This is a genomic window from Polaromonas naphthalenivorans CJ2 (assembly GCF_000015505.1).
GTDB lineage: Bacteria > Pseudomonadota > Gammaproteobacteria > Burkholderiales > Burkholderiaceae_C > Polaromonas > Polaromonas naphthalenivorans.
In genome coordinates, this window is the sequence record NC_008781.1 from 949,622 (window position 1) to 972,090 (window position 22,469).

24 protein-coding genes and 2 tRNA genes are annotated in these 22,469 nt (G+C 59.5%); 12 read left to right on the plus strand and 14 right to left on the minus strand.

Features of this window, described 5'->3' with window-relative positions; genetic code table 11:
* Positions 1-98 precede the first annotated feature (98 nt).
* The 5 genes from PNAP_RS04470 to PNAP_RS04490 all read right to left on the minus strand — a co-directional run bounded on the left by PNAP_RS04470 (position 99) and on the right by PNAP_RS04490 (position 4,699).
* Positions 99-1,073 (minus strand): ribose-phosphate pyrophosphokinase, encoded by a 975-nt coding sequence (locus PNAP_RS04470; RefSeq protein ID WP_011800310.1) that lies wholly within the window; start codon positions 1,071-1,073, stop codon positions 99-101.
* Positions 1,074-1,286: 213 nt separating this feature from the next.
* Positions 1,287-1,363: transfer RNA gene (locus PNAP_RS04475), tRNA-Gln, on the minus strand.
* 76 nt (positions 1,364-1,439) lie between these two features.
* On the minus strand, positions 1,440-2,333 hold the full coding sequence (gene ispE, locus PNAP_RS04480; protein ID WP_011800311.1) for a 4-(cytidine 5'-diphospho)-2-C-methyl-D-erythritol kinase: 894 nt from the start codon (positions 2,331-2,333) through the stop codon (positions 1,440-1,442).
* A 44-nt stretch (positions 2,334-2,377) separates the two neighbouring features.
* Complete coding sequence (locus PNAP_RS04485) at positions 2,378-2,890, minus strand: lipoprotein insertase outer membrane protein LolB (RefSeq protein ID WP_011800312.1); 513 nt, start codon at positions 2,888-2,890, stop codon at positions 2,378-2,380.
* Positions 2,891-2,902: 12 nt separating this feature from the next.
* Positions 2,903-4,699, minus strand: a complete 1,797-nt coding sequence (locus PNAP_RS04490) for a tetratricopeptide repeat protein (RefSeq protein ID WP_041376520.1) — start codon at positions 4,697-4,699, stop codon at positions 2,903-2,905.
* 124 nt (positions 4,700-4,823) lie between these two features.
* Here PNAP_RS04490 and mutM point away from each other — a divergent pair, with 124 nt between their 5' ends.
* The 3 genes from mutM (at position 4,824) to mutY (ending at position 8,834) form a co-directional block, all read left to right on the plus strand.
* A complete protein-coding gene (mutM, locus tag PNAP_RS04495; protein ID WP_011800314.1) occupies positions 4,824-5,639 on the plus strand; it encodes a bifunctional DNA-formamidopyrimidine glycosylase/DNA-(apurinic or apyrimidinic site) lyase in 816 nt (271 codons plus the stop codon).
* Between the two features lie 64 nt (positions 5,640-5,703).
* Positions 5,704-7,680, plus strand: coding sequence for a dynamin family protein (locus PNAP_RS04500; protein WP_011800315.1), 1,977 nt, complete (start codon positions 5,704-5,706; stop codon positions 7,678-7,680).
* A gap of 50 nt (positions 7,681-7,730) precedes the next feature.
* Positions 7,731-8,834: an A/G-specific adenine glycosylase gene (gene mutY / locus PNAP_RS04505; RefSeq protein ID WP_157040374.1), complete on the plus strand. Its 1,104-nt coding sequence runs from the start codon at positions 7,731-7,733 to the stop codon at positions 8,832-8,834.
* Here mutY and rapZ read toward each other — a convergent pair whose 3' ends face one another.
* The 3 genes from rapZ to PNAP_RS04520 all read right to left on the minus strand — a co-directional run bounded on the left by rapZ (position 8,835) and on the right by PNAP_RS04520 (position 12,406).
* Positions 8,835-9,692, minus strand: coding sequence for an RNase adapter RapZ (gene rapZ / locus PNAP_RS04510; protein WP_011800317.1), 858 nt, complete (start codon positions 9,690-9,692; stop codon positions 8,835-8,837).
* Between the two features lie 154 nt (positions 9,693-9,846).
* On the minus strand, positions 9,847-11,496 hold the full coding sequence (recN, locus tag PNAP_RS04515) for a DNA repair protein RecN (RefSeq protein WP_011800318.1): 1,650 nt from the start codon (positions 11,494-11,496) through the stop codon (positions 9,847-9,849).
* A gap of 34 nt (positions 11,497-11,530) precedes the next feature.
* On the minus strand, positions 11,531-12,406 hold the full coding sequence (locus PNAP_RS04520) for an NAD kinase (RefSeq protein ID WP_011800319.1): 876 nt from the start codon (positions 12,404-12,406) through the stop codon (positions 11,531-11,533).
* A 49-nt stretch (positions 12,407-12,455) separates the two neighbouring features.
* Here PNAP_RS04520 and hrcA point away from each other — a divergent pair, with 49 nt between their 5' ends.
* From hrcA to PNAP_RS04560, 9 genes are all read left to right on the plus strand, one after another.
* A complete protein-coding gene (gene hrcA, locus PNAP_RS04525; protein WP_011800320.1) occupies positions 12,456-13,469 on the plus strand; it encodes a heat-inducible transcriptional repressor HrcA in 1,014 nt (337 codons plus the stop codon).
* A 24-nt stretch (positions 13,470-13,493) separates the two neighbouring features.
* Positions 13,494-13,570: transfer RNA gene (locus PNAP_RS04530), tRNA-Ile, on the plus strand.
* Between the two features lie 127 nt (positions 13,571-13,697).
* Positions 13,698-14,162, plus strand: a complete 465-nt coding sequence (gene nudB, locus PNAP_RS04535; RefSeq protein ID WP_011800321.1) for a dihydroneopterin triphosphate diphosphatase — start codon at positions 13,698-13,700, stop codon at positions 14,160-14,162.
* 118 nt (positions 14,163-14,280) lie between these two features.
* Positions 14,281-15,516 carry a cardiolipin synthase ClsB gene (gene clsB / locus PNAP_RS04540; protein ID WP_041376521.1) on the plus strand — a complete coding sequence of 412 codons (1,236 nt, stop codon included), beginning with the start codon at positions 14,281-14,283 and terminating at the stop codon, positions 15,514-15,516.
* Between the two features lie 153 nt (positions 15,517-15,669).
* On the plus strand, positions 15,670-16,392 hold the full coding sequence (folE, locus tag PNAP_RS04545; RefSeq protein ID WP_011800323.1) for a GTP cyclohydrolase I: 723 nt from the start codon (positions 15,670-15,672) through the stop codon (positions 16,390-16,392).
* Between the two features lie 4 nt (positions 16,393-16,396).
* Positions 16,397-16,819 carry a BLUF domain-containing protein gene (locus PNAP_RS04550; protein WP_011800324.1) on the plus strand — a complete coding sequence of 141 codons (423 nt, stop codon included), beginning with the start codon at positions 16,397-16,399 and terminating at the stop codon, positions 16,817-16,819.
* Between the two features lie 63 nt (positions 16,820-16,882).
* Positions 16,883-17,722: a DUF429 domain-containing protein gene (locus PNAP_RS04555; protein WP_011800325.1), complete on the plus strand. Its 840-nt coding sequence runs from the start codon at positions 16,883-16,885 to the stop codon at positions 17,720-17,722.
* A gap of 111 nt (positions 17,723-17,833) precedes the next feature.
* Positions 17,834-17,998 (plus strand): hypothetical protein, encoded by a 165-nt coding sequence (locus PNAP_RS27565; RefSeq protein WP_198140670.1) that lies wholly within the window; start codon positions 17,834-17,836, stop codon positions 17,996-17,998.
* A 76-nt stretch (positions 17,999-18,074) separates the two neighbouring features.
* Positions 18,075-18,572 carry a BON domain-containing protein gene (locus PNAP_RS04560; protein ID WP_011800326.1) on the plus strand — a complete coding sequence of 166 codons (498 nt, stop codon included), beginning with the start codon at positions 18,075-18,077 and terminating at the stop codon, positions 18,570-18,572.
* 146 nt (positions 18,573-18,718) lie between these two features.
* On the opposite strand, the gene PNAP_RS04565 is transcribed toward PNAP_RS04560, so the two are convergent.
* The 6 genes from PNAP_RS04565 to PNAP_RS04590 all read right to left on the minus strand — a co-directional run bounded on the left by PNAP_RS04565 (position 18,719) and on the right by PNAP_RS04590 (position 22,334).
* Positions 18,719-19,033 carry a BON domain-containing protein gene (locus tag PNAP_RS04565; RefSeq protein ID WP_011800327.1) on the minus strand — a complete coding sequence of 105 codons (315 nt, stop codon included), beginning with the start codon at positions 19,031-19,033 and terminating at the stop codon, positions 18,719-18,721.
* 181 nt (positions 19,034-19,214) lie between these two features.
* A complete protein-coding gene (locus PNAP_RS04570) occupies positions 19,215-19,664 on the minus strand; it encodes a hypothetical protein (protein WP_011800328.1) in 450 nt (149 codons plus the stop codon).
* A 26-nt stretch (positions 19,665-19,690) separates the two neighbouring features.
* The gene (locus tag PNAP_RS04575) at positions 19,691-20,056 is read right to left on the minus strand and encodes a phage holin family protein (RefSeq protein WP_011800329.1); all 366 of its coding nucleotides are present in this window, start codon (positions 20,054-20,056) and stop codon (positions 19,691-19,693) included.
* Between the two features lie 69 nt (positions 20,057-20,125).
* Positions 20,126-20,530 (minus strand): DUF883 family protein, encoded by a 405-nt coding sequence (locus PNAP_RS04580; protein ID WP_011800330.1) that lies wholly within the window; start codon positions 20,528-20,530, stop codon positions 20,126-20,128.
* Between the two features lie 76 nt (positions 20,531-20,606).
* Positions 20,607-20,771: a DUF1328 domain-containing protein gene (locus PNAP_RS25515; protein WP_011800331.1), complete on the minus strand. Its 165-nt coding sequence runs from the start codon at positions 20,769-20,771 to the stop codon at positions 20,607-20,609.
* A 222-nt stretch (positions 20,772-20,993) separates the two neighbouring features.
* Positions 20,994-22,334, minus strand: coding sequence for a sensor histidine kinase (locus PNAP_RS04590; RefSeq protein WP_011800332.1), 1,341 nt, complete (start codon positions 22,332-22,334; stop codon positions 20,994-20,996).
* Between the last annotated feature and the right edge of the window lie 135 nt (positions 22,335-22,469).

Here is a 22,469-nt window from a genome sequence, read left to right on the forward strand (position 1 = left end):
GAACGGGTGGACCGCGACCAGTTCACCCTGATTTAAAAAGACTGCCCAGGCTGGAAAACTTCGGAAAGTTTGCGTGCTGCGCAGTCAGCTTTTTTGTTTCAGATCAGAACCGGCTGGTCCTGGTCCGAGAACAAACTCATGACCGACTCTCCCTTGGCGATGCGCTGAATGGTTTCAGCGATCAGCGGCGCCACGGAGAGCTGGCGAATTTTTTTGCAGGCCTGTGCATTCGGGTTCAGCGGAATGGTGTTGGTGACCACCACTTCATCGAGCGCGTCACCGTGGGTGATGCGGTCAATGGCCGGCCCCGAAAAAATCGGGTGGGTGCAATAGGCGTAAACTTTTTTGGCGCCGCGCTCTTTAAGCACTTCAGCCGCCTTGACCAGCGTGCCGGCGGTGTCGATCATGTCATCCATGATCACGCAGTTGCGGCCTTCGATGTCGCCAATCACATGCATCACTTCGGACACATTGGCCTTGGGCCGGCGCTTGTCGATGATCGCCATGTCGCAGCCGAGCTGCTTGGCCAGCGCACGGGCGCGCACCACGCCGCCGACGTCGGGCGACACCACCATCAGGTCGGTGTACTTTCTCTGGCGCAAGTCGCCGAGCAATATCGGGGAGGCATAAATATTGTCCACCGGGATGTCGAAGAAGCCCTGGATCTGGTCGGCATGCAAATCCATGGTCAGGACACTCGTCACGCCCACGGCTTGCAGCATGTTGGCGACCACCTTGGCCGTGATGGGCACCCGCGCCGAGCGCGGGCGGCGATCCTGCCGGGCATAGCCAAAATAGGGAATCACGGCGGTAATCCGCTCAGCCGAGGCACGCTTGAGGGCATCGACCATGACCAGCAGTTCCATCAGGTTGTCGTTGGTCGGCGCGCAGGTGGACTGGACTACAAACACGTCGCGGGTGCGCACGTTTTGCTGGATTTCGACGGTGACTTCGCCATCTGAAAACTGTCCTACATGAGCAACGCCCAGTGAGGTGCCAAGGTGTTGGGTAATTTCAGCGGCCATGCTTGGATTGGCATTGCCGGTAAAAACCAGGAAGTCGGGGTGGTGCATTTGCGTATGAAGCCCAGCTGCGGTCGGGCTTGAAAGTGGGTGAAATATTTAGTGAAGCAAAATACGCACTGAAAGCAAGGGCAACGTGGACTTGGCAGTGAGTTCCGTTGCAGTCTTCCAAAACACATAGACCCGCCACTTGCGGGTCTAAAAGAGCCGCATCATGCGGCTCCTGAGTCAACACAGACCCGCATCTGGCGGGTCTGAAAAATTTGGCAGGGGTGGAAGGAGTCGAACCTGCGAATGCCGGAATCAAAATCCGGTGCCTTAACCAACTTGGCGACACCCCTACACAGGACAATTGTTGTTGCCAACAACCAACCTATAAACTGTTGCTTCTAAACTTATTCTCTACAGCTGCTTAGTTTACCAGCAGGCCAGAGGATGCGTTTGCAGATTTTTGCATTTGCGAATTATCCAGTTGCCAGGGGCGGCTGCAAGATCAGCATCATCAAAAATCTGTGCAAATACAGCACTTCCCGAGCCAGTCATGCGTCCCTGAAGCTGTTGCGATTCTAACCAGTCAAGTGACTGACTAATTTGCGGACAAAGCTTCTGCGCTACCGGCTGCAAGTCGTTATGGCCAAATCCGAAAACCGGACCATCTGCATATGCAGCAAAGCCTAGCATTGTAGCAGTCTTAGTGTCGCGTTTCAGATCTGGTGCATTGAAAATATCTGGGGTCGAGACTCCGGCTGCCGGTTTGAGCACCACAAACCTCGCCGCCGGCAGTGTGATGGGCGTGATTTGTTCGCCTATTCCTTCCACCCAGGCATGACTTCCAGAGAGGAAAAAGGGAACGTCCGCGCCCAGCGACAGTGCGATGGCGCGCAGGTCTTGAGACGGCAGGCGAACTCCCCAAAGGCGCTGCAGCGCCAGCAGGCAACTGGCCGCATCGGACGAGCCGCCACCCATGCCTGCCTGCGAGGGAATATTTTTTTCAAGGCTGATATGGACACCCAGGGGCGTGCCGCTGGCCGCCTGCAATGCCCGGGCTGCGCGCACGGCCAGATCTTCGGCGGGCAGCGCTTCGAAATTATTTTGCGCAGGGCTGTTCAGGTCGGTGCGGCTGATCTGCCCATCGGTGCGCAGTTCAAAGTGCAGGGTATCGCACCAGTCGATCAGCATGAAAACCGATTGCAGCAAATGGTAGCCATCGGGCCTGCGGCCGGTGATGTGCAAGAAAAGGTTGAGCTTGGCCGGGGCCGGGATGTCGTACAGCGCCTTGAGCGGCCGTGAAGAAACGATAGGGCGTGTCACGCTTGAAGCATTCAAAAAAACTGTGAAATCAGGCTGGCAAGGCTTTATTGATCCAGCACGACACGAAGATCAGCCTGGGGCGCGGGTTGCGTTCTTCTGGCAGAAATCCGGCCTTCGCCTTGCCGCGACAGGTCGGCAGACCAGCCGCTGACATTCGCGTCGTCACCCTGCAGCCAGGCAAACAGCGCACTCAGCGGCACTGCAGCGCCCGTGGCTTGCGCCATCAGGGCATCGACGGAGTCAAAGCGCTGAATTTTCTGGTTTCCTGAATCCAGTTCCGCTTCGCCCGGTGACCAGCGCAGAACGCCAAGCACATTTCCCAGCGGACTGATCAGGGTCAACTCACCGCGCTCGGACCTGCCCTTAAGCTCAAAACCGGCAGAGAAGGATTGCTCGGGCTCACTTTTCACCAACAGGCTGATGCGCCCTGTCCATAACTCTTTTTTTATATCTTTTAGTGCTTTTACGCTTGTTGGATGGGCACAACCAGCTATTAAAAAAGTAGCAAACAAGCAGGTGTGAAGAAGATAGCGGCGCAGTCGTTCGGTGAAGTGCAAAGTGGTTCCAATTTACGGCTTGACATTGAGGCGTTTGAGCGTCTCAAGCAGGGTTTCGTTGTCGGCATTGAGGAGTAGACCTTCTTTCCAGATGGCCAGGGCGCGGTCGCGCTGGCCCAGGCTCAACAGCACTTCACCGAAATGCGCGGCAATCTCGGCATCGGGCCTGGCCTTGTAGGCTGCCTCGAAAATTTGCGCCGCTTCCAGCTTGTTGCCCATGCGGAATTCAACCCAGCCCAGGCTGTCCTTGATGAACGGGTCAGCCGGCGCATGCTCAATCGCCTTGCGAATCAGTTCACGCGCTTCGGGCAGGCGCACATTGCGGTCGGCCAGCGAATAGCCCAGGGCGTTGTAGGCGTGGTGATAGTCTGGCTTGAGCCGGATGATCTGGCGAAGCAGGCGCTCCATCTCGTCGAGCGAGCCGAGCTTTTCAGCCACCATTGATTGCTCGTAAAGCAGGTCGGTGTCTTCTGGTGCCTTTGCCAGCGCCTGGGCCAGCAACTCATGGGCCTGGCGGTATTGCTTGAACTCCCGCAGCAAGCCGACTTCGGCATTGAGTTTCAGGCGCGCTTCCTCGGGCGTGCGTTCGGGCAATTGGCGAATCAGGCGCCGGCCTTCCTCCAGCTTGCCCTGGCTGGCGAGAATCGAGGCGCGGCGGGTTTGCGCCTGCGCCAGGTCCGAAGAGTTTTCAATCTTGTTGAGCCAGTTTTCCGCTGCTGCATAGTCCTTGCGCTTTTCGGCCAGTTGCGAAAGCGAGAGATAGGCCTGGGCCAGGCCGGGGTTGCGTTCGGTCTGTGGGGTTTGCTGGACCAGCGTGATATAGCGTTCCAGCGAAGCCTGCGCTGCGGCAGGCTGGTGGTCCTGCATCTGCAGTGAGCCCAGCACCAGCCAGCCCTCCGGGTAGTCGGGCTTGTCACGCGTCACGATCTTCAGTTGTGCAGTTGCTTCGGCATAGCGCTGTGCGTCAAGCAACACCCGGGCATAAGCCATGCGGATTTCAGGCAGCGCCTTGGACGTGCTTTCACGGTCATTGAGGTAGTTGTTGACCAGTGCTTCGGCTTCAGGCCGTTTCGGGTCCATCAATTCCAGCGCCACCACGGCCGGGCCTTCCGCGCGCGGGTCGGCGGCCTGGCCGCGCCTGGCGGCCTCAAGGGCGCCTTCCCTGTCGTCCGCAGCCAGTCGCATGCGTCCGGCCGTGGTCCAGGCTGCGCTGGCGGTGGCGGGATCGGCCAGGTAGTCGGCGAGCGCGGATTCCACCACGCTGGCTGCCAGTTTGCGGTCACTGGCACGGGCATAGGCGCGCGGAGCGGCTGTGAGTACCGCGACGCGCTCTGTATCGGACGCCATCCTGATCTCCGTCTTCAAGGGCTCCAGCGTGTCGGCGATGCGGTTCAGTGCAATCAGGATCTGCAGCACATAGCGGTTGGCTTCACGCGACGCGGGCAGCTGTTGTTTCCAGGCGAGCGCCGCCTGCAGTGCGGCGTCCCCCGAGCGTGCCTGCAGGGCGATATCGGTGGCCCGCTGGTACAACTGGGCATCGCCGGTTTTTCGGGCGGCGTCCAGCATCAAGGCAAAGCCTGCCGCAGGTTCACCTTCCTGGGCCGTGATTTCGCCGACCAGCAATTCATAAAACAGTTCGCTGTCGAGCAACGACAGCGGCGCGGAGTCCTGCGCCGCCTTGGCCTGGGCGAGTCCCGAAGTCTCGGCAGGTTTGACAGGGGCAGGGGATTCAGGCATCGCGGCCTGCGCCAGTACCAGCGGAGCGGCAAGCCACAGGCAGGCAAATGCAAGGCCAAGTTTTTTCTTCATCGGACCATGATAATTGAAGCTTCCGCACGATGCTTTGCGTTTGTCGTACACCCTGCACCGAACTGGCGGCCCCTTGCGCATAAGTTTGTACGCCCCATCTATTGCCTGAAAAGTTTTTACATCCATGCCTGAACTGCCCGAAGTTGAAGTAACCCGCCTGAGCTTTGCCGAGCGCATTGCGGGTGCCCGCATCGAGGCTGTTCTGGTGGGCAAACCCCTGCGCTGGCCGCTGGGCTGCGAGACGCAGCAGTTGCAGGGCCAGCGCGTCCTGGCCGTGCGCCGCCGGGGCAAATACCTGTTGCTCGACCTGAGCGAAGGCTTGCTGCTGATGCATCTGGGCATGTCGGGCAGCGTGAGTTTTGGCCTGAACCTGCCTGTCACGGGCAAGCATGACCACTTTGACATGGTGACCAGTCTGGGCACCTTGCGCCTGCATGACCCACGGCGTTTCGGGGCCGTGGTCTACGCTAGCGGTGAAGATGACGCGGTGGCGAAAAAGCTGCTGGGCCGGCTGGGTGTGGAGCCCCTGAGCGATGCATTTGACGCGCTTGTGTTTCATCAGTGGCTGAAAGGGCGCAAGACCGCGATCAAGCCACTTTTGCTGGCGGGCCAGGCCGTCGTCGGCGTCGGAAACATTTATGCCTCGGAAGCCTTGTTTCTGGCGGGTATTCGTCCCACCACCAAAGCGTCGCTGATCAGCAAGCCGCGCGCGGCCCGGCTTCACCGTGCCATCCAGGACGTGTTGACGAATGCTGTGGCCAAGGGCGGAAGCACGCTGAGGGATTTTTCCAATGCCGATGGCGAGGCGGGTCATTTCCAGCTTGACGCGATGGTGTATGACCGGGCCGGTTTGCCGTGCAGAGTGTGCGCCGCACCAATCAAAAGTATCCGGCAGGGCCAGCGTTCCTCCTTTTATTGCGCCACCTGCCAGAAACCCTGAGCTTTTCAGGCTGGTAACAGGGGCCAGTGCTATATTGCCCCGATAACTTTTATGACGGCAGCGCATGTCTTTCAACGAACAATTTGATCAGCACGGTACCTGGCGGCGCGAGTTTGCATTGCGCCTGAAATCGCTGGCTCAATGGATGAAAGAGCATGACCTGCTCAATGCGGCGGTTGAAGAGCGGCTGCAGCGGCTGGAGTCGCAGGTGCGCGCGGACAAGGTCATGGTGGCTTTCGTGGCGGAGTTTTCGCGCGGAAAATCCGAACTGATCAATGCTATTTTCTTTGCCGGTTATGGGCGCCGCATCATGCCAGCGAGTGCCGGCCGAACCACCATGTGCCCGACCGAACTGGGCTATGACGCAGCTATCGTGCCCTGTTTGCGTCTGTTGCCGATTGAAACGCGCCTGCAGCCGCAGGCGCTGATGGAATGGCGTCTCGTTCCTGACAAATGGCTGCAGATTGACCTGGATGTGAACGATCCGGCGCAACTGGCCCAGGCGCTGCAGAAGGTGGCCGAGGTGCAGCATGTGTCCCTGGACGGTGCCCGCGCGCTCGGTTTCTGGAATGACAACAGTCCTGAAGACAACCCCCTGGCCGGGTCCGATGGCCTGATCGAGGTGCCGAAATGGCGCCATGCACTGATCAATATCGCGCATCCGCTGCTCAAGCAGGGTCTGGTGATTCTGGACACACCCGGACTGAATGCGATTGGCGCAGAGCCTGAACTGACGGTCAGCCTGATTCCGCAGGCGCATGCGGTAGTGTTTATCCTGGCGGCCGACACGGGCGTGACCAAATCCGATCTTTCGATCTGGCGCGAGCATCTGGCCAGTGGCGGCGAAGGGAGCGATACCCGGCTGGTGGTGCTCAACAAGATTGATACCTTGTGGGACGCCTTGAGCACGCCCGAAGAGGTTCAGGCGCAAATTGACCGGCAAAGAGCGACGTCGGCCGAGATTCTGGGCCTGCCGCTGTCGCAGGTCATTCCGGTATCGGCGCAAAAGGGGCTGGTGGCCAAGGTGACTGGCGACCCAGGGCTTTTGCAGGCCAGCCAGTTGCCCGCGCTTGAGCGGGTTCTGGGGCGGGGCGTGATGGGCCAGCGCCAGAAAATCCTGCGGACGGCAGTCGCCGCCGGCATTGGCGAACTCAAAAACGAGGCCGGACGTGCCCTGAACATGCGCCGCCGCGATCAGGCCGAGCAAATGCTGGAGTTGCGCGGCCTGAAGGGTAAAAACATCTCGGTCATCAAGCATATGCGTAACCGCATCGAGCAGGAGCAGGCTGAATTTGACAGCAGCGGCGCCAAGATACATGCGGTTCGCTCGGTGCATGGCGCTTTGCTGGGCGACCTCGTCAATTTGCTCAGCGTGCCCACGCTCAAGGTCGAACTGGTCGAACTGACCACAGCGCTCAAGCAGCCTGGCATCAAGCTGCGGTTGAAGAAAACCTACGGCCAGACTTTTTCACGGCTGCGCGAAGGCCTGCAAAAGGGACAAGTGCTGACGGGTGAAATCGAGTCCATGCTGGAGTCGGCCTTTCGGCAGATCAATGCTGAATTTGGTTTTTCGCTGCAGGTGCCCCAGGCACCCGATATGGCCCGGTGGGTGCAGGATCTGGACCTGATTGAGCGCAGCCATCTGCAGTATCTCGGTCTGGGCAATGTGATCCGGCTCGCGCAGGCAGATTTTTCCGAGCGCCTGGTTCGCGCGCTGAGCAACCGCTTGCGTGTGGTTTTTGAGTCGGCACTGGGCGAAGTGGAACTGTGGAACAAGTCGGCGTCCGCGCAACTTGATGCGCAACTGCGCGAGCGGCGACGCAATTTCGCACGGCGGCTCGAAGCAGTTGAGCGGATCCAGCAGGCCGCCTCCAGCCTGGATGAGCGGATTACTGAAATTGATGACCAGGAAATCCGGCTCAAAGGACTGGAAGCCAAACTCGCGGAGTTGACCGCGCGCCTTCTGGACTTGCGGCCCCTGCCTTTTGCATCGCAAGAGCCGGTTGTTAACCCCGCCGCAGCCTTGGCCGAATCGGCCTGATGCCGAACGAATCAAACCATGGCGACATGCTTCAAGCAGGCAGCCAGCCCATGCTGAAATCCTTCCCTCCTTCACTGTTTGCCAATGAAATCGTACGCTGGCAGCAGAGCCATGGGCGCAACAGCCTGCCCTGGCAAAACACACGCGATCCTTACCGGGTCTGGCTGTCGGAAATCATGCTCCAGCAGACCCAGGTCGCCACGGTGCTGGCGTATTACGACCGATTTGTGCAGCGCTTTCCCACGGTCAGCGACCTGGCCGCTGCGACGCAGGACGAGGTGATGGCCTTGTGGGGCGGGCTGGGCTACTACAGCCGCGCACGCAACCTGCATCGCTGCGCGCAAGACGTGATGGCGCTGCATGCCGGGCAGTTTCCACGCTCGGCGGAGCAGTTGCAGACCTTGCCTGGCATCGGCCGCTCAACGGCTGCGGCCATCGCTTCATTCTGCTTTGCAGAGCGGGTTGCGATCCTCGACGGGAACGTCAAACGGGTGCTCACGCGGGTGCTTGGTTTTTCTGACGATCTGGCACAAAGCGCCAATGAGCGTGCGCTCTGGAATCAGGCCACAGACCTGCTGCCTCATGACAATCTTGCCCGGGCCATGCCGCGTTACACCCAGGGGCTGATGGACCTTGGCGCCACGATCTGCACGGGCCGGCAGCCAAAATGCCTGCTGTGTCCGGTGCAGGCGCTGTGCCGTGGACGGGCAGAGGGGCAGCCTGAGAAATATCCGGTCAAGACCCGAAAACTCAAGCGTAGCACCCAGGCGCTGAGCCTGTTGTGGGCACAAAAGCCCGACGGTTCGGTATGGCTCGAAAAGCGCCCTGCGACAGGCATCTGGAGCGGCCTTTATTGCCTGCCCGTGTTTGAAAGCGATGCCGAACTCAGGGCGCTCGTACCGCAAAGCCTTGAAGGCCGGATGGAGGCATTGCCAGCATTCGTCCATGTCCTGACTCACAAGGATCTGTGCCTGTCGCCGTGGATTGCCGGTTTCCAGGCTGATCAGGCCATGCCCGAAACAATGGTTTCAGAGGGCCGTCCGGCGGCATGGTTCGGCCCGGCGGCATGGCCGGAGTTGGGCCTGCCTGCGCCCATTCGCAAGCTGCTGGTGCGGGATGCGCCGGGCCTGGCGGGCAATGACGAGCTTGGCTGATCAGCCGGCTTCGAGTTCGCGGTGCCGTTTCAGGGTCGGCCAGTCCTTGCCAAAGGCTGCCGCCAGCGCTTCAACCAGGTAAACCGAACGGTGCTGGCCACCGGTGCAGCCCACCGCCACCGTGACGTAACTGCGGTGATCACGCACCAGCGCCTGCAGCCAGTGGCTGAGGAATTGCTCGATGTGCCTGAACATGTCGTCCACTTCTGAATGGGCCTTCAGGAAGTCGGCAACCGGCTGGTCGAGTCCGGTCTGATGCCGCAGGTCTGCCTCGTAATGAGGGTTGGGAAGCATGCGCACATCAAACACATAATCGGCATCGAGCGGCACGCCGCGCTTGAAGGCAAAAGACTCAAACACCAGCGTCAACTGGCGGCTCGGGTTTTGCAGCAGTGATTTCACGTAGCCCTGCAGCTGCGCCGCGCGGATCATGCTGGTGTCAATGACGTGCGCCTGCTCGCGCATGTCGCCCAGCAGGTTGCGCTCCAGTTCGATGGCATCGACCAGTGCCCGGTGCTGGTCGGTGGCATCTATTCGTGACAGTGGATGGAGCCGCCGTGTTTCTGAAAAACGCCGCACCAGGGTGTCGGTATTGGCATCCAGGAAAAGTGATTGCACGGCCATGCCTTGAGCCTTCAATTCCCGGAGCTGCTCCGGCACCAGTGGCAGGGACGTGGCGCTTCTGACATCCATCGCGATGGCGAGCTTGGGCGCATTGTGCGGCCGCTTTAACGCGACAAACGATGACAGCAACTCAGGCGGAAGGTTGTCCACGCAGTAGTAGCCTGCATCTTCAAGCGCATGCAGCGCCACCGACTTTCCCGAGCCCGACATTCCGGTGATGAGGATCATTTCCATGGCTGGAACCCTTGAACGCCTGATGAGGGCCATTGGGCTTGAATGCGGTCATTGCAACAGGGCATTTTTGAATAATCCAGAAGGCGAGTGTTCATGCTCCTGATGGTATCAAGAAGGCATGACTGAAATGCGGTTTTCGAGGCATTGCCCAGTGTTATCCAGCGTGAGCCAGCATTTCCCTGGCATGCGCAAGCGTGGCGCCGGAAAGCCGCTCGCCACCCAGCATGCGGGCAATTTCGGTCACGCGCTGCTCACCGTCCATCTGGGTCACGGTGCTCAAGGCAGTGCCCCGTTGCGTTCGTTTGGCAACCACGAGATGATGGTCGGCAAAAGCGGCGACCTGGGGTAAATGCGTCACCGCCATGACCTGCCGGTCCTGGCCCAGTTGCCGCATCAGCCGGCCGACAGTTTCAGCCACGGCGCCGCCCACGCCGGAATCCACCTCGTCAAAAATCAGGGTTTGCGCCTGCCCCAACTGGCTGGTGGTCACGGCAATGGCCAGCGCAATGCGGGACAGCTCGCCGCCTGAGGCCACCTTGGCCACCGGCCTGGGCGTGCTGCCGCTGTGGCCGGCAACCATAAATTCAGCCTGTTCAAGCCCATGCTGGGCTGGCTGCTCCAGCGGCGTGAGGACGACCTCAAACCTGCCGCCCTGCATGCCCAGGCCCTGCATGGCTTGGGTAATGGCTGTGGCAAGCAGGGGTGCGGACTGGCTGCGCAAGCCGGAAATCCGGCTGGCCTCTTTCAGATAGGCCGCCTTGGCCTGGGACTCCTTTTTTTCAAGCTGGACCAGGTCCGCCGCTTCATCGAGCGCTTGCAACTCGGACTGCCAGGAGGCCAGCAATTCAGGCAGCTCGGCCGGCGGACGCTTGTAGCGGCGCGCCAGGCCAACCCATTGGGCCAGACGCTCGTCGAGTTCGGCCAGCCGCTGCGGCTCCAGTTCGGCATGCCTGGCATAACCGCGCAAGGTATGCACGGTATCCTCCATTTGTGCCAGTGCCGTGTTCAAAAGCTCTGTCAGCGCTTTGAATTCGGGCTCGATGTGCTCCTGATTTTGTAGTGCGTTAATGGCGCGGCCGAGCAGGCTAGTGGCATTGTCATCGGCTTCCTGCAAGGCATCGACCGCGGTTTGCACGGCCTCGCGCAAAGCCTGGATATTGGACAGGCGACCATGCTGGGCATTGAGTTCTTCCCATTCATGGGTGCCAGGCGCCAGCTTGCCCAGCTCGCCGATTTGCCATGCCAGCCGTTCACGGTCGCGCTGCAGGCTGTCCTGGGCACCTTGCGCCTGGGACAGGGTTTTCTGGGCCAGGCGCCACTCCTGCCAGCGCAGGGACAGCGTCTCGGTGGAGACATTTGCATAGGCGTCCAGCAGGCCACGAACGGCTTCAGGACGCGTCAGGCTTTGCCAGGCATGCTGGCCATGAATATCGACCAACTGGCTGGCGATGTCCCTGAGCTGGGTGGCCGTTACCGCGCTGCCGTTGATCCAGGCCCGGCTCTTGCCCTGCGCATCAATCGTGCGGCGCAGCAACAGGGTTTCGCCCGATTCAAGGCCAGCCTGTTCCAGCCAGGGCGCGAGGCGGGCAGCATTGTCGAATTCCGCGCTGATCTCGCAGCGCCCGGCGCCTTCGCGCACCACGCCTGCGTCGGAGCGTGCGCCCAGAACCAGTTGCAGGGCGCCAATCAATATGGATTTGCCGGCGCCGGTTTCGCCGGTGAGCACCGTGAATCCTTGCGACAAGTCCAGGTCCATTTCGCGGACGATCACGAAGTCGCGCAGGGCAATGCTTTTAAGGCTCATAACTCGGTCCAGATCGGGCCCCAGGGGGCTGCTCTCAGGCGACGCCTTCATTCCAGTGAAGTTTTTTGCGCAGGGTGTCGAAGTAGCTCCAGCCCTTGGGGTGCAAAAACCGCATCTGATGCTCAGAGCGCCTGACGCTGATGCGGTCGCCGTGCAGCAAGGTGGCCAGCGACTGCTGGTCAAAGCTGGCGCTGGCATCCCGGCCGGCGACGATTTCAATGACGACTTCTCCAGAGTCCGACAGCACGATGGGCCGGTTCGACAAGGTGTGCGGAGCAATCGGCACCAGCACCCAGCCGGCGATGGAGGGATGCAGCATGGGGCCACCGGCCGAAAGCGCGTAGGCGGTGGAGCCGGTGGGTGAGGCAATGATCAGGCCGTCAGCCCGCTGGTTGGCGACAAAACGGCCATCGACCTCGACCCGCAACTCCACCATGCCGGAAGTCGCCCCCCGGTTGACGACCACGTCATTCATGGCGGTCGCCCTGAACACGCAGTGGCCGTCACGCACGACCTTGGCCTGCATCATCCAGCGCCGGTCTTCCTCGAATTCCCCGCGCAGCATGGGTGCCAGGGTGTTCTGGTAATGTTCAAAGCCAATGTCGGTGATGAAGCCGAGCCGCCCTTGGTTGATGCCCACCACGGGCACGCCAAACTGGGCCAGCAGGCGGCCAATGCCCAGCATGGTGCCATCGCCGCCAACTACTAGGGCCAGGTCGCACTGCGCACCGATGCCGGCCGCATCGAGTGTTGGATACTGGGTCAGGCCGGTATTGCGGGCCGTGTCTTCCTCCAGCGCAACCTCGCAGCCCTGCGCGCCCAGAAAATGCGCAATGTCCTCCAGTGCGGAACGGGAACCTTGGGCCTGGTACTTGCCGATCAGTGCGACATGGCGGAATTGCGACTTCATCGGCAAATTACATCACAACCTTTGTCCCAAGCTTTCGTAGAATGTTCCCATGCTTGATAGTCGCGCACGTTTGTTACTCAAGGCGCTCGTTGAGCGCTATATTGCCGATGGCCAGCCGGTCGGTTCGCGCACGCTGTCCAAGGCTTCCGGCCTGGAGTTGTCGCCCGCCACGATCCGCAATGTGATGAGCGACCTGGAAGACCTGGGCCTGATTGTCAGCCCGCACACCTCTGCTGGCCGCATTCCCACCGCACGGGGCTATCGCCTGTTTGTCGATACGATGCTGACCACGCAGCGCGACCCGTTTTCGGTCGCTGGGCAAATGGCCCGGATTGCACCGGACCAGCCACTCAAGGTCATCAGCAACGCAGCCCACATGCTCTCCAGCCTGTCGCAGTTCGTTGGCGTGGTGATGGCGCCGCGCCGCACCTCGGTGTTCCGGCATATCGAGTTCTTGCGGCTGTCCGAAAAGCGTTTTCTGGTGATCATTGTTTCACCCGATGGCGATGTGCAGAACCGGGTGATCTTTACCGAGACCGACTACACCGCGTCTCAATTGATCGAGGCGTCGAACTTTCTCAACTCGCACTACGCCGGCATGGCGATTGAAGAGGTGCGCGAGCGGCTGAAAAATGAAGTCGAAGCGCTCAGGGGTGAAATCGCCACCCTGATGCAGGAAGCCGTCCTGGTCAGCTCCGAAGCCATCGAGTCGCGCGATGAAGTGGTTGTCTCCGGCGAGCGCAACCTGCTGGCGGTTAGCGACTTTTCCAGCGACATGGGCAACCTTCGCAAGCTGTTTGACCTGTTCGAGCAGAAGGCGCAGCTGATGCGCCTGCTCGATGTCTCCAGCCGCGCCGAGGGTGTGCGGATTTACATCGGCGGCGAAAGCCAGGTGATTCCGTACCAGGAACTGTCGGTGGTCACGGCGCCTTACGAGGTCGATGGTCAGGTCGTGGGAACCCTGGGCGTCATTGGCCCGATGCGTATGCCCTACGAAAAAATGATCCAGATTGTCGATATCACCTCCAAGCTGGTCAGCACTGCGCTCAGCCACAGCAAATAGAGCCACTACAATCTGTCGCTGGAAGGGGCGTTAGCTCAGTTGGTTAGAGCAGAGGACTCATAATCCTTTGGTCCACGGTTCAAGTCCGTGACGCCCTACCACGCTACATATGGAAAGCCTGCTATTCAAAAAATAGTGGGCTTTTTTGTGCCGCTGATGGCTGCTCTCATCAGCCTGGCTTTTCCCGTGCGCGCCCGCCCGTCGCCGCCCCAGCCGCAATAATTCACCATGACCTCAAGCCGCCCCTACAAGATTCCCGAATCGGTTCTGGTCATCATTTACACGCCACAACTCGATGTGCTGCTGATCGAGCGCACCGACCATCCGGGTTTCTGGCAGAGCGTTACCGGCTCGAAAGATACGCCGGACGAGCCTTTGCTGGAGACGGCGCTGCGTGAGGTTGAAGAGGAAACCGGCATCGTTGCCATGCCGGCCCAGATGCGCGATTGGCGTCTTTCGAATGTGTATGGAATTTATCCGGCGTGGCGGCATCGCTATGCGCCCGGCGTGACGCGCAATACCGAGCATGTGTTCGGCCTGTGCCTGCCTGCAAGATGTGGCGTCACGCTGAGCCCGCGTGAACACACTGCCGCGCAGTGGCTGGCGCATCGGGATGCTGCGGAAAAATGCTTTTCTCCTTCCAATGCCGAGGGAATCTTGCTGCTGCCGAGGTTCATGCCTCCAGGCGTTTGAGTGGACGTGACAGCGTCCTACGGGTCTTTGGGCGATGCTTTGTTGGCAAAAAGCAGGCGGTCGGTTCCAATGGCCTGATGCTTTTCGCGCCTTGTCCATCACGCCAGTTGACTCACTGATGCCATCTTTTAACAAGCCTGAAACACTCCAGCTGCTTCAAGGCGGTCAGGCCTTGTTCCCCGCACTCGTCCAGGCTTTTGATGCCGCAGACAGATGGATACAACTGGAAACCTATATCTTTGATGTTCATGGTGCCGGGGCCGATGTGGCCGATGCGCTGGTCCGGGCGGCCCGGCGGGGCGTGACGGTCCAGGTGCTGGTGGATGCCGTTGGCACCGGCCTGCTGCCTGCCGAATGGCGGGAAAAGTTTAGCGCTGCGGGGGTTCGTTGGTGTGCGTACTCTCCGGTCGGATCGGGCTTGGGCTTTCTGGTGCCCGAACGCTGGCGCAGGCTGCACCGCAAGCTGTGCGTGGTTGATGAGCAGATTGTTTTTTGCGGCGGCATCAATGTGCTGGACGATTTTTATGACCCCAACCATGGCGAGTTGCAGGCGCCGCGTTTTGATTTTGCAGTGGCCGTGACCGGACCGCTGGCGGCCGAGGCCGCCGAGGCCATGGCCCTGCTGTGGTGGCGCGTGCAGGCCGGCTACAGCGCACGGCAACGGCATCTGAACGAGGCCTGGGAAAAGTTCAAGGCGGCAGGCTATGGCGGACGTACCGATGCAAGCCTGCTGGCCCAGCCCGGAGATTCCGGCCTTGCCGCCTTGCCAGGCCTGTCACGCCCCAAGGCGGCGCTGGTCCTGCGCGACAACCTGCGCAACCGCCACAGCATCGAGCGGGCGTACCGCAGGGCGATTGGCAAGGCGCGCCAGGAGATCATCATTGCCAATGCGTATTTCCTGCCCGGCGGCAAGCTGCGCCGCGCCCTCATGAGGGCGGCCCGGCGCGGCGTTCGCGTCACCTTGCTGCTGCAGGGCAAGTATGAATACTTCATGCAATACCATGCCGCCCGGCCGGTGTACGGGGCTTTATTGGCCGCAGGGGTGGAAATTCATGAGTATTCCACCAGCTTTCTGCATGCCAAGGTGGCAGTGGTGGATGGACACTGGGCCACCGTGGGATCGTCCAACCTGGACCCGCTGAGCCTGCTGCTGGCGCGCGAAGCCAATGTGGTGGTCGAGGACCGCGCCTTCGCCAGCGAGCTGAGCGCCCGCTTGCGCGAAGCCGTGATGCATCATGGCGTGCGCATCGACCCTGCTGTTTACGGCCAGCGCCCGCTGGGCCGGCGCATCCAGGGCTGGATGGCTTACGCCCTGATGCGGCTGGCCCTGCTGCTGACAGGCCAGCGTTATTGAAATGCATGTTCCACGGCGATGCGGCCATCCGGCAAGGCCATTGACTGCTATGCAATTGATAGCTTCTTGAGCAAGTGGGTAAAGCGCAAACGCCTTAAAAAGCTTATAAAACCGGCGTTGTGACGACTTTAAGGTGGGCTGGTAATATCTGACATGCTTATGAAAACTACTCCGCCCTCACAGGATCTGACAGACGAAGGAACACCTGTCTCCGTCAAGATCCGCGAACGCCTGGTCATGGCACGCAAGCGTTTCCATGCCAATGACAACATCGCCGAATTCATCGAGCCGGGCGAGATGGAAAAATTGCTTGACGAGGTCGAGATCAAGATGCAGGGCGTTCTGGACAGCATGGTGATCGACACCGTGGGCGACCACAACACCGGCAACACGGCGCGCCGGGTTGCCAAGATGTACCTGAAAGAGGTCTTCAATGGCCGGTATGTGACGGCGCCGACCATCACCGAATTCCCCAATGCAGAGCACCTGAACGAGTTGATGATCGTCGGGCCAATCACCGTTCGCAGCGCCTGCTCGCACCATTTCTGCCCGGTCATCGGCAAGATCTGGATTGGCGTTCTGCCCAACGAGCATACCAACGTGATCGGCCTGTCCAAATACGCGCGGCTGGCCGAGTGGGTCATGGGCCGTCCGCAAATCCAGGAAGAGGCCGTGGTGCAACTGGCCGACCTGATCATGGAAAAAACCCAGCCCGACGGGCTGGCCATCGTGATGGAAGCCAGCCACTACTGCATGGCCTGGCGCGGCGTCAAGGACATGGACAGCAAGATGATCAACTCGGTCATGCGCGGCGTGTTCCTGAAGGATTCGACCTTGCGCCGCGAGTTTCTCGCGCTTATTCCAAGAAAAGGGTAATCCCATGCTGGTTCGTTTGCTTTATGCGAGTCGTGCTGTGGACAACAGCAGCGATGCCATCGCCAGCATCCTGGCTCATTCCCGACAGTACAACCCGACCTGCGGGATCACCGGCATTCTTTGCTATGGCGGGGGCGTGTTTTTGCAGGCCATCGAGGGCGGCCGCATGGCGGTCAGCGAGCTGTACGGACATATCCAGAAAGACCCGCGCCACAAGGATGTGGTGCTGCTGGACTACGAGGAAATTTCCGAGCGCCGTTTTGGCGGCTGGACCATGGGAACGGTCAACCTGCTCAAGCTGAACCAGTCCATCTTGCTGAAATACTCTGAGAAAGCCGAACTCGATCCCTATGCGGCCTCGGGCAAGGTGTCGCTGGCGCTGCTTGAAGAGCTGATGGCCACCGCTTCCATCATCGGCCGCGCCTGAAAAAGCCGGAACGAGCCGGGCAGGGCGCTGTGGCCTGCATCGCCGGTGCAAGAACGGAACGAGATGAGCACGCCGGCTGAAATCCCCGGCCTGCTGATCGGCTGCGATTTTTCGTGCAGTCCGAGCCGCCGCAAACCCATCGTGATGGCTGCGGGTAGCGCCTTGAAAGGGCGTGTGCTGCTCTCAAGCCTGGAACGCCTGGACTCGCTCGACAGCTTCGAGCAGTGGCTGCGCCAGGAGCGCGGCTGGATCGGGGCCTTTGACTTTCCCTTCGGCCTGCCGCGCGAACTGGTGACGCAGTTGGGCTGGCCCACGCAATGGCTTGAGTTGATGGCGCACTATGCCGGCCTGAGTCGCCCGGAAATCCGGAACACCTTCGCGGATTTTTGCGATGGGCGTCCCGTGGGGCAGAAATTTGCCCATCGCGCGACCGACAAGCCGGCCGGCTCCAGCCCGTCCATGAAATGGGTGAATCCGCCAGTCGCCTTCATGCTCCATGCCGGCGTTCCCCGGCTGCTGGCCGCCGGCGTTCATCTGCCCGGCCTGCATCCGGGCGACAGCCGGCGTGTCGCGCTTGAAGGCTATCCGGGAATGCTGGCGCGCGAAGTTCTCGGCAGCCGTTCTTACAAAAGCGATGACAAGGCCAGGCAGACGCCGGAGCGGCTGATTGCGCGCAAGGATCTGATCACTGCGCTCGAACATGGTCAGACCCGGCTGGGCCTGCGCCTGAAAGTCAGCCATGCGCAGCGCGATGCGCTGGTCGATGATGCCAGCGGCGACAGCCTGGATGCGGTGCTGTGCCTGATGCAGGCAGCCTGGGCGGCGCAGCAGGGCGCGCCTGGCTATGGTTTGCCTGCGGACATGGATGCACTGGAAGGATGGATTGTGACGTCCCGGATTTGAGCCGGGCCTCTGTTCATGCAACAGGCATCAATTTATGCATGATTTATGCATGATTTATGCATTTTGCGCACGCCCAGAAAGCATAGTTTGCTATCAATTTAAAAGTAAAAAATGATTTCAAGCTTCAGCTTGACGAGGCTGGCTGTTGCCACCGTTGGTGTGCTGGCCAGCATGGCCCCGGTTCTGGCGGCTACCCCGTCCAGGATGGGCTGGACCGGCGTTGTGACTTGTGTCGTGCCAGGTACTGTTGATCTGGCGGTGGTTTCAGGACGCTGATTGCGGTCGAAGGCGCAAAATCAATCGACCGCATGCAATTTTTGCAGGTTCGAATGAATTTAAAAGGATTTCCCCCATGAAAAAACCACTGATTGCTTTTACATCCCTGGCCTTGGCGCTGGCACTGAGCGCCTGCAACAAGGCCGATGACCACCAAACCCCGGGCCAGAAGCTTGACTCGGCCATTGGCAAGACAGAGCAGGCCGCAGCCGAGGCCAAACTCAAGACCGAGCAGTCGGGCGCTGAAATGAAGGCTAAAACAGAGGAAACCTTTGCCAAGGCGGGCGCCGCATTGAAAAGTGCCACGGAAAATGCCGAGGTTTCCGCCAAGGCCGCTGCCGGCAAAGCCATTGAAAAGATGGACGACATGGCGATCACGACGGCCATTTCAGCCGAGCTGGTCAAAGACCCGGAGATCAGGGTCTTCAAAATCAATGTGGACACGAAGGATGGTGCGGTGACACTCAACGGCTCGGTGCCGACGGAGGCCGTGCGCGAGAGGGCGGGCGCGATTGCCAAGACTTTTAGCGGTGTTCAGTCAGTGGACAACAAGCTGATTGTCAAGGCAAATTGACAGCAGTCGCTGCTGCCTGCAAACCGGCTGGGCCGGTCACAACTCGAACATGATGGACCGATAAAAAAGGCAGGCGATGGGTTGTTCCATGGCCTGCCTTTGCCGCGCCACCTTGCTCAGGCAGCGCAATCGACGATAAGTGCCGCTTAAGGGCGAACGACGATGTCGTTGCGAACGCTTTTGACGTTCTTCACGCCACGGGCAATGTTTTCCGCCTGCATTTTTTCAGCGGTGGATTTTGCAAAGCCGGACAGTTGCACCGTGCCATTGAGCGTTTCAACGCTGATGGACATGGCTGAAACGGTTTTGTCTTCCACGAACTTTGCCTTGACGGCTGTTGTGATGGCGGCATCATCAACATACGAGCCCGCTGTTTCCTGGCCACGTCCCACGGCACAGCCGGTGCCAATGATGGTGATGCCTGCCAGGGCTGCGAAGGCGATTGCGCGAACGTATTTCATAGGGTTTCCTCTTTGAGTTGATTTGATTTGGTGCAAAGTTTAAAAAAGCCTGTCGATTAACGGCACCACGCCCATCGACCAGCACCTGGTTTTTACAGATCCAGCCAGTCCTTGAGTTTGTCGGCATGCTTTTCTTCGTCGGCCAGGAGTTCAAGCATTCGCCGTTTGGTGGTGTCCATGCTCATGGCCTCGTGTCGGTTTGTGCGGAATGGCGCGTAAAGGAAGAGAGCATCGTGATCAAGGTGTTGGTCAGGCCGGACGACTTCACCGCAGCCACCAGCAATGCACTTGCCGAGACCATGCGCCACGGACGTATCACAACGATTGCAGCGCCAGCAGCGGCGGAAATCCCGACCAGCCTGAACGGGTGAACCGCTGCATAGTCGCTCAACACAGGTGTTGCCAGTTCGACGGCGGCACTTGCCGGATGGCGCTGCCACCACATGCGGGCCGCATATTTAATCCTGCCCAGGGTGCCGCCCTGGACAGCGGCTCCTGACTCAGCCGCCTTGTCAATATCATCATCGACACTGTCCTCAGTGACCCGGTGGTGCCGGTTCATGTGCCTGACGATGGCCTTGCGGCTGATGGCCAGGCGTTCTTGGGGAGTGAGTTCAGTGGGGGAGGCCATGCCAGGGGGTCTTTCCGTGGAGGTCTTCAGGAAACCGTGCGCAATGCTTGCGCATCGCTGTCAATCTGGGCTTTCAGCTCGGGAAAACGCTCGCTTTTCAAAGGCTTCATGGCAATCATGATGGCGACAATCAGCAATACCAGCGCAAAGCCTGGCACGGCCACCAGCATCCAGTGGAACTGGTTCTGCAAAAAGCCCAGCATCAGCGCCGTGCCTGCCAGGCCCAGAAAAACGACCAAAGCCAGGATGGCGACCACCCCCGCCACTGCACGCGCCAGCAGTTCCGAACCCGCGCTCGTTGCTTCCTTGTGAAACAGCGATCCGTAGGCGGACAAGTGGTCCATGACCAGGTCAGGCCTTTGCACAATCGTTGAAAAAAGAGGATGCAGCATAGGTTCGGAGCGTAGGTTGTGCGTCAGGGCTTGCGAAGGGGAGAGTCGGGGTCGGGAAAAGGTTGGGTTTCAGTAACGATTGCGGTTGCGATGGCGCGAAGAAGACACCAGCAGGGCAACCGCTGCACCGACCGCTGCTGCAATCAGCACGGAGCGCATGGGTTGCTCGGAAACATACCGGGTGGTCGCATCAGCGGCCTGTTTGAGTGATTTTTCGGCGCGTTCCTTGGCTTCGGAAGCCATGTCCAGACTCTGGCGAGCCATCTTTTGCGCCTTGGATGCCAGCATGTCAACCATTGGATCAACACTGCCGCGCAGTTCGCGAACCTTGCTTTCGGCCTTGTCAAGCGCTTGGTTGGCATGCTCGCGCGTTGACTCCAAAGCCTTGCTGGCTGAATCCATCATGCCTTCAGAAGCCTTCTGCATTGCAGGAACAGCATCACGGACCATGTTTGAGGGGCTATTTGTATTCATGTCTTATTTCCTTGGTGAGTGAATGAAAAGGGTGATAAAAAAGTAGGCGCTTTTGAGCGCTGCCATCAGCTTCAGGCTAATTTTTTTTGATCAGGCTGACAACAAAACTGACAATTGCCATGATAGCGAACAGGAAGAAGAGAATCTTGGCAATTTCAACGGCACCTGCTGCAATTCCACCAAAACCGAAGACGGCAGCAATCAGGGCGATCACCAGAAAGACGACTGAATAGTGCAACATTTGATTTCCCTTGCGATGGCTAGGCATATAAGAATTGCTTCTTTAAAAAGCCTTGAGCAAGCTTAGCTTTTGGATGTAGTTTTCTTCATCGGTCTTGGGCCTAAACCCCTGTCAGTGCCTGGGGTAATGCCTTGTAGGAAAAGGATGACATTTTGTTACGTGCGCTTTGGCCGGCCTGGCTGGCTTGGCGGGCCTGTTGAGGCTTGGCATCGAACCGTTGGTTCACTGCGATTTGGGCAGCACGGCACCGACCTGGGTTCCTCTGCCTTCAGCGCTGGCAACCGTCAACTTTCCACCGGCAGCTTCCACCCTGTGACGCATGCCGGCCAGTCCATGGCTTCCCGGCCCAATGCTTTCCAGCTTGAAGCCTTTGCCGTTGTCCTTGACATCCACGGTGATGAAATTGTCGAAGTTGTGCACGCTGATTTCTACCTGGGTTGCATTGGCATATTTGGCGATATTGGTCAGCGACTCCTGAACCAGCCGGTAAACGGTCAGTTGCGCCGATCCGCCGAGTTCGACGGTTTCCAGATCGGTGGTAATGGAAAGTCCGGAACGTTCCTCAAATTCGCGCGCCAAAATTTCAAGGGATGCCACCAGGCCCAGATGGGAAAGTGACGAGGGCCGAAGGTCTTCAACAATGCGCCGCTTCAGGGCAATGCCGGTGTTGAGCGTGCTGGTCAGGTGTTCAAGCCGTTCCGAGGCTTCCGGCAGGTTGCCGGCCAGGCGGGATTTGATCCTGGCAACATCGAGCTTTGCGGCCGTCAGCAGTGCGCCCAGTTCATCGTGCAATTCACGCGCCAGGTGGCCGCGTTCTTCTTCACGCACATTTTGCAGATGGGTTGCCAGTTCGGCCAAGCTGGCGGTACGTTCCCTGACCTGTTTTTCGAGCAGGTCGCGCTCGCGCTCCAGAGACTCCTGCTCGCGCTGGCCCGAGGCAATGAGAGCCTTGTTTTGCATCAGGTACATGTAAAAAGCCAGCAGTCCGACCAGCGCCGTGGTGGCAATCCCAATGCGTGAAAGCTGCAGTGCTTTCTTGATCTGCGCCTGGCCCTGTTCCATTTGCTGGATGCTGCTGGCCGACAGTTTGTCGGATTGAATCCGGATGGCTTCCATCTCTTCCTTGCCTACATCGGTCGTCAGCACAAATTTCCAGCCATCATCATTGCCCTCCTTGCGCATGCGCACGCTCAGGTCCATCTCGGCCATCTTGCGCGACACATGACGCGACAGGGTGTCGAAGTCACCAGACAGCGCAGGCTGGGAGACAAAGATCTGCCGCAGAAGGTTGAGGTTTTCGGTAATATCGCCTACCGCCGAACGGTAAGGCTCCAGATAGCGAGGATCGCCTGTCAGCAGGTAGCCGCGCTGACCGGTTTCCGCGTCCAGCACCTGGCGCACCAGTCGGGTGATGGCGCTGCGTGTCTGCTGGGCCTGCTCCATGTTGCTGACGGCCTTGGTGGACTGTTGAAAGCTCGTTTCATTGATGAAAATCATGAAGGCTGCGGCCAGCACGGCCAGCGGCAGGCTGATGGCCGTTTTGAGCGTGGCAAATTTTTTCAAGGCTGACTCCCGTTCGGTACTTGTGTGAATAACTCGTCAATAATGAGCAGTGATAATCAATGCAACTGTGTTGCCTTGGCGCTGATTTTTGGTGGCCTTGCCAGGCAGTGCAGGTTTTTATAGAAAGACAGCGAC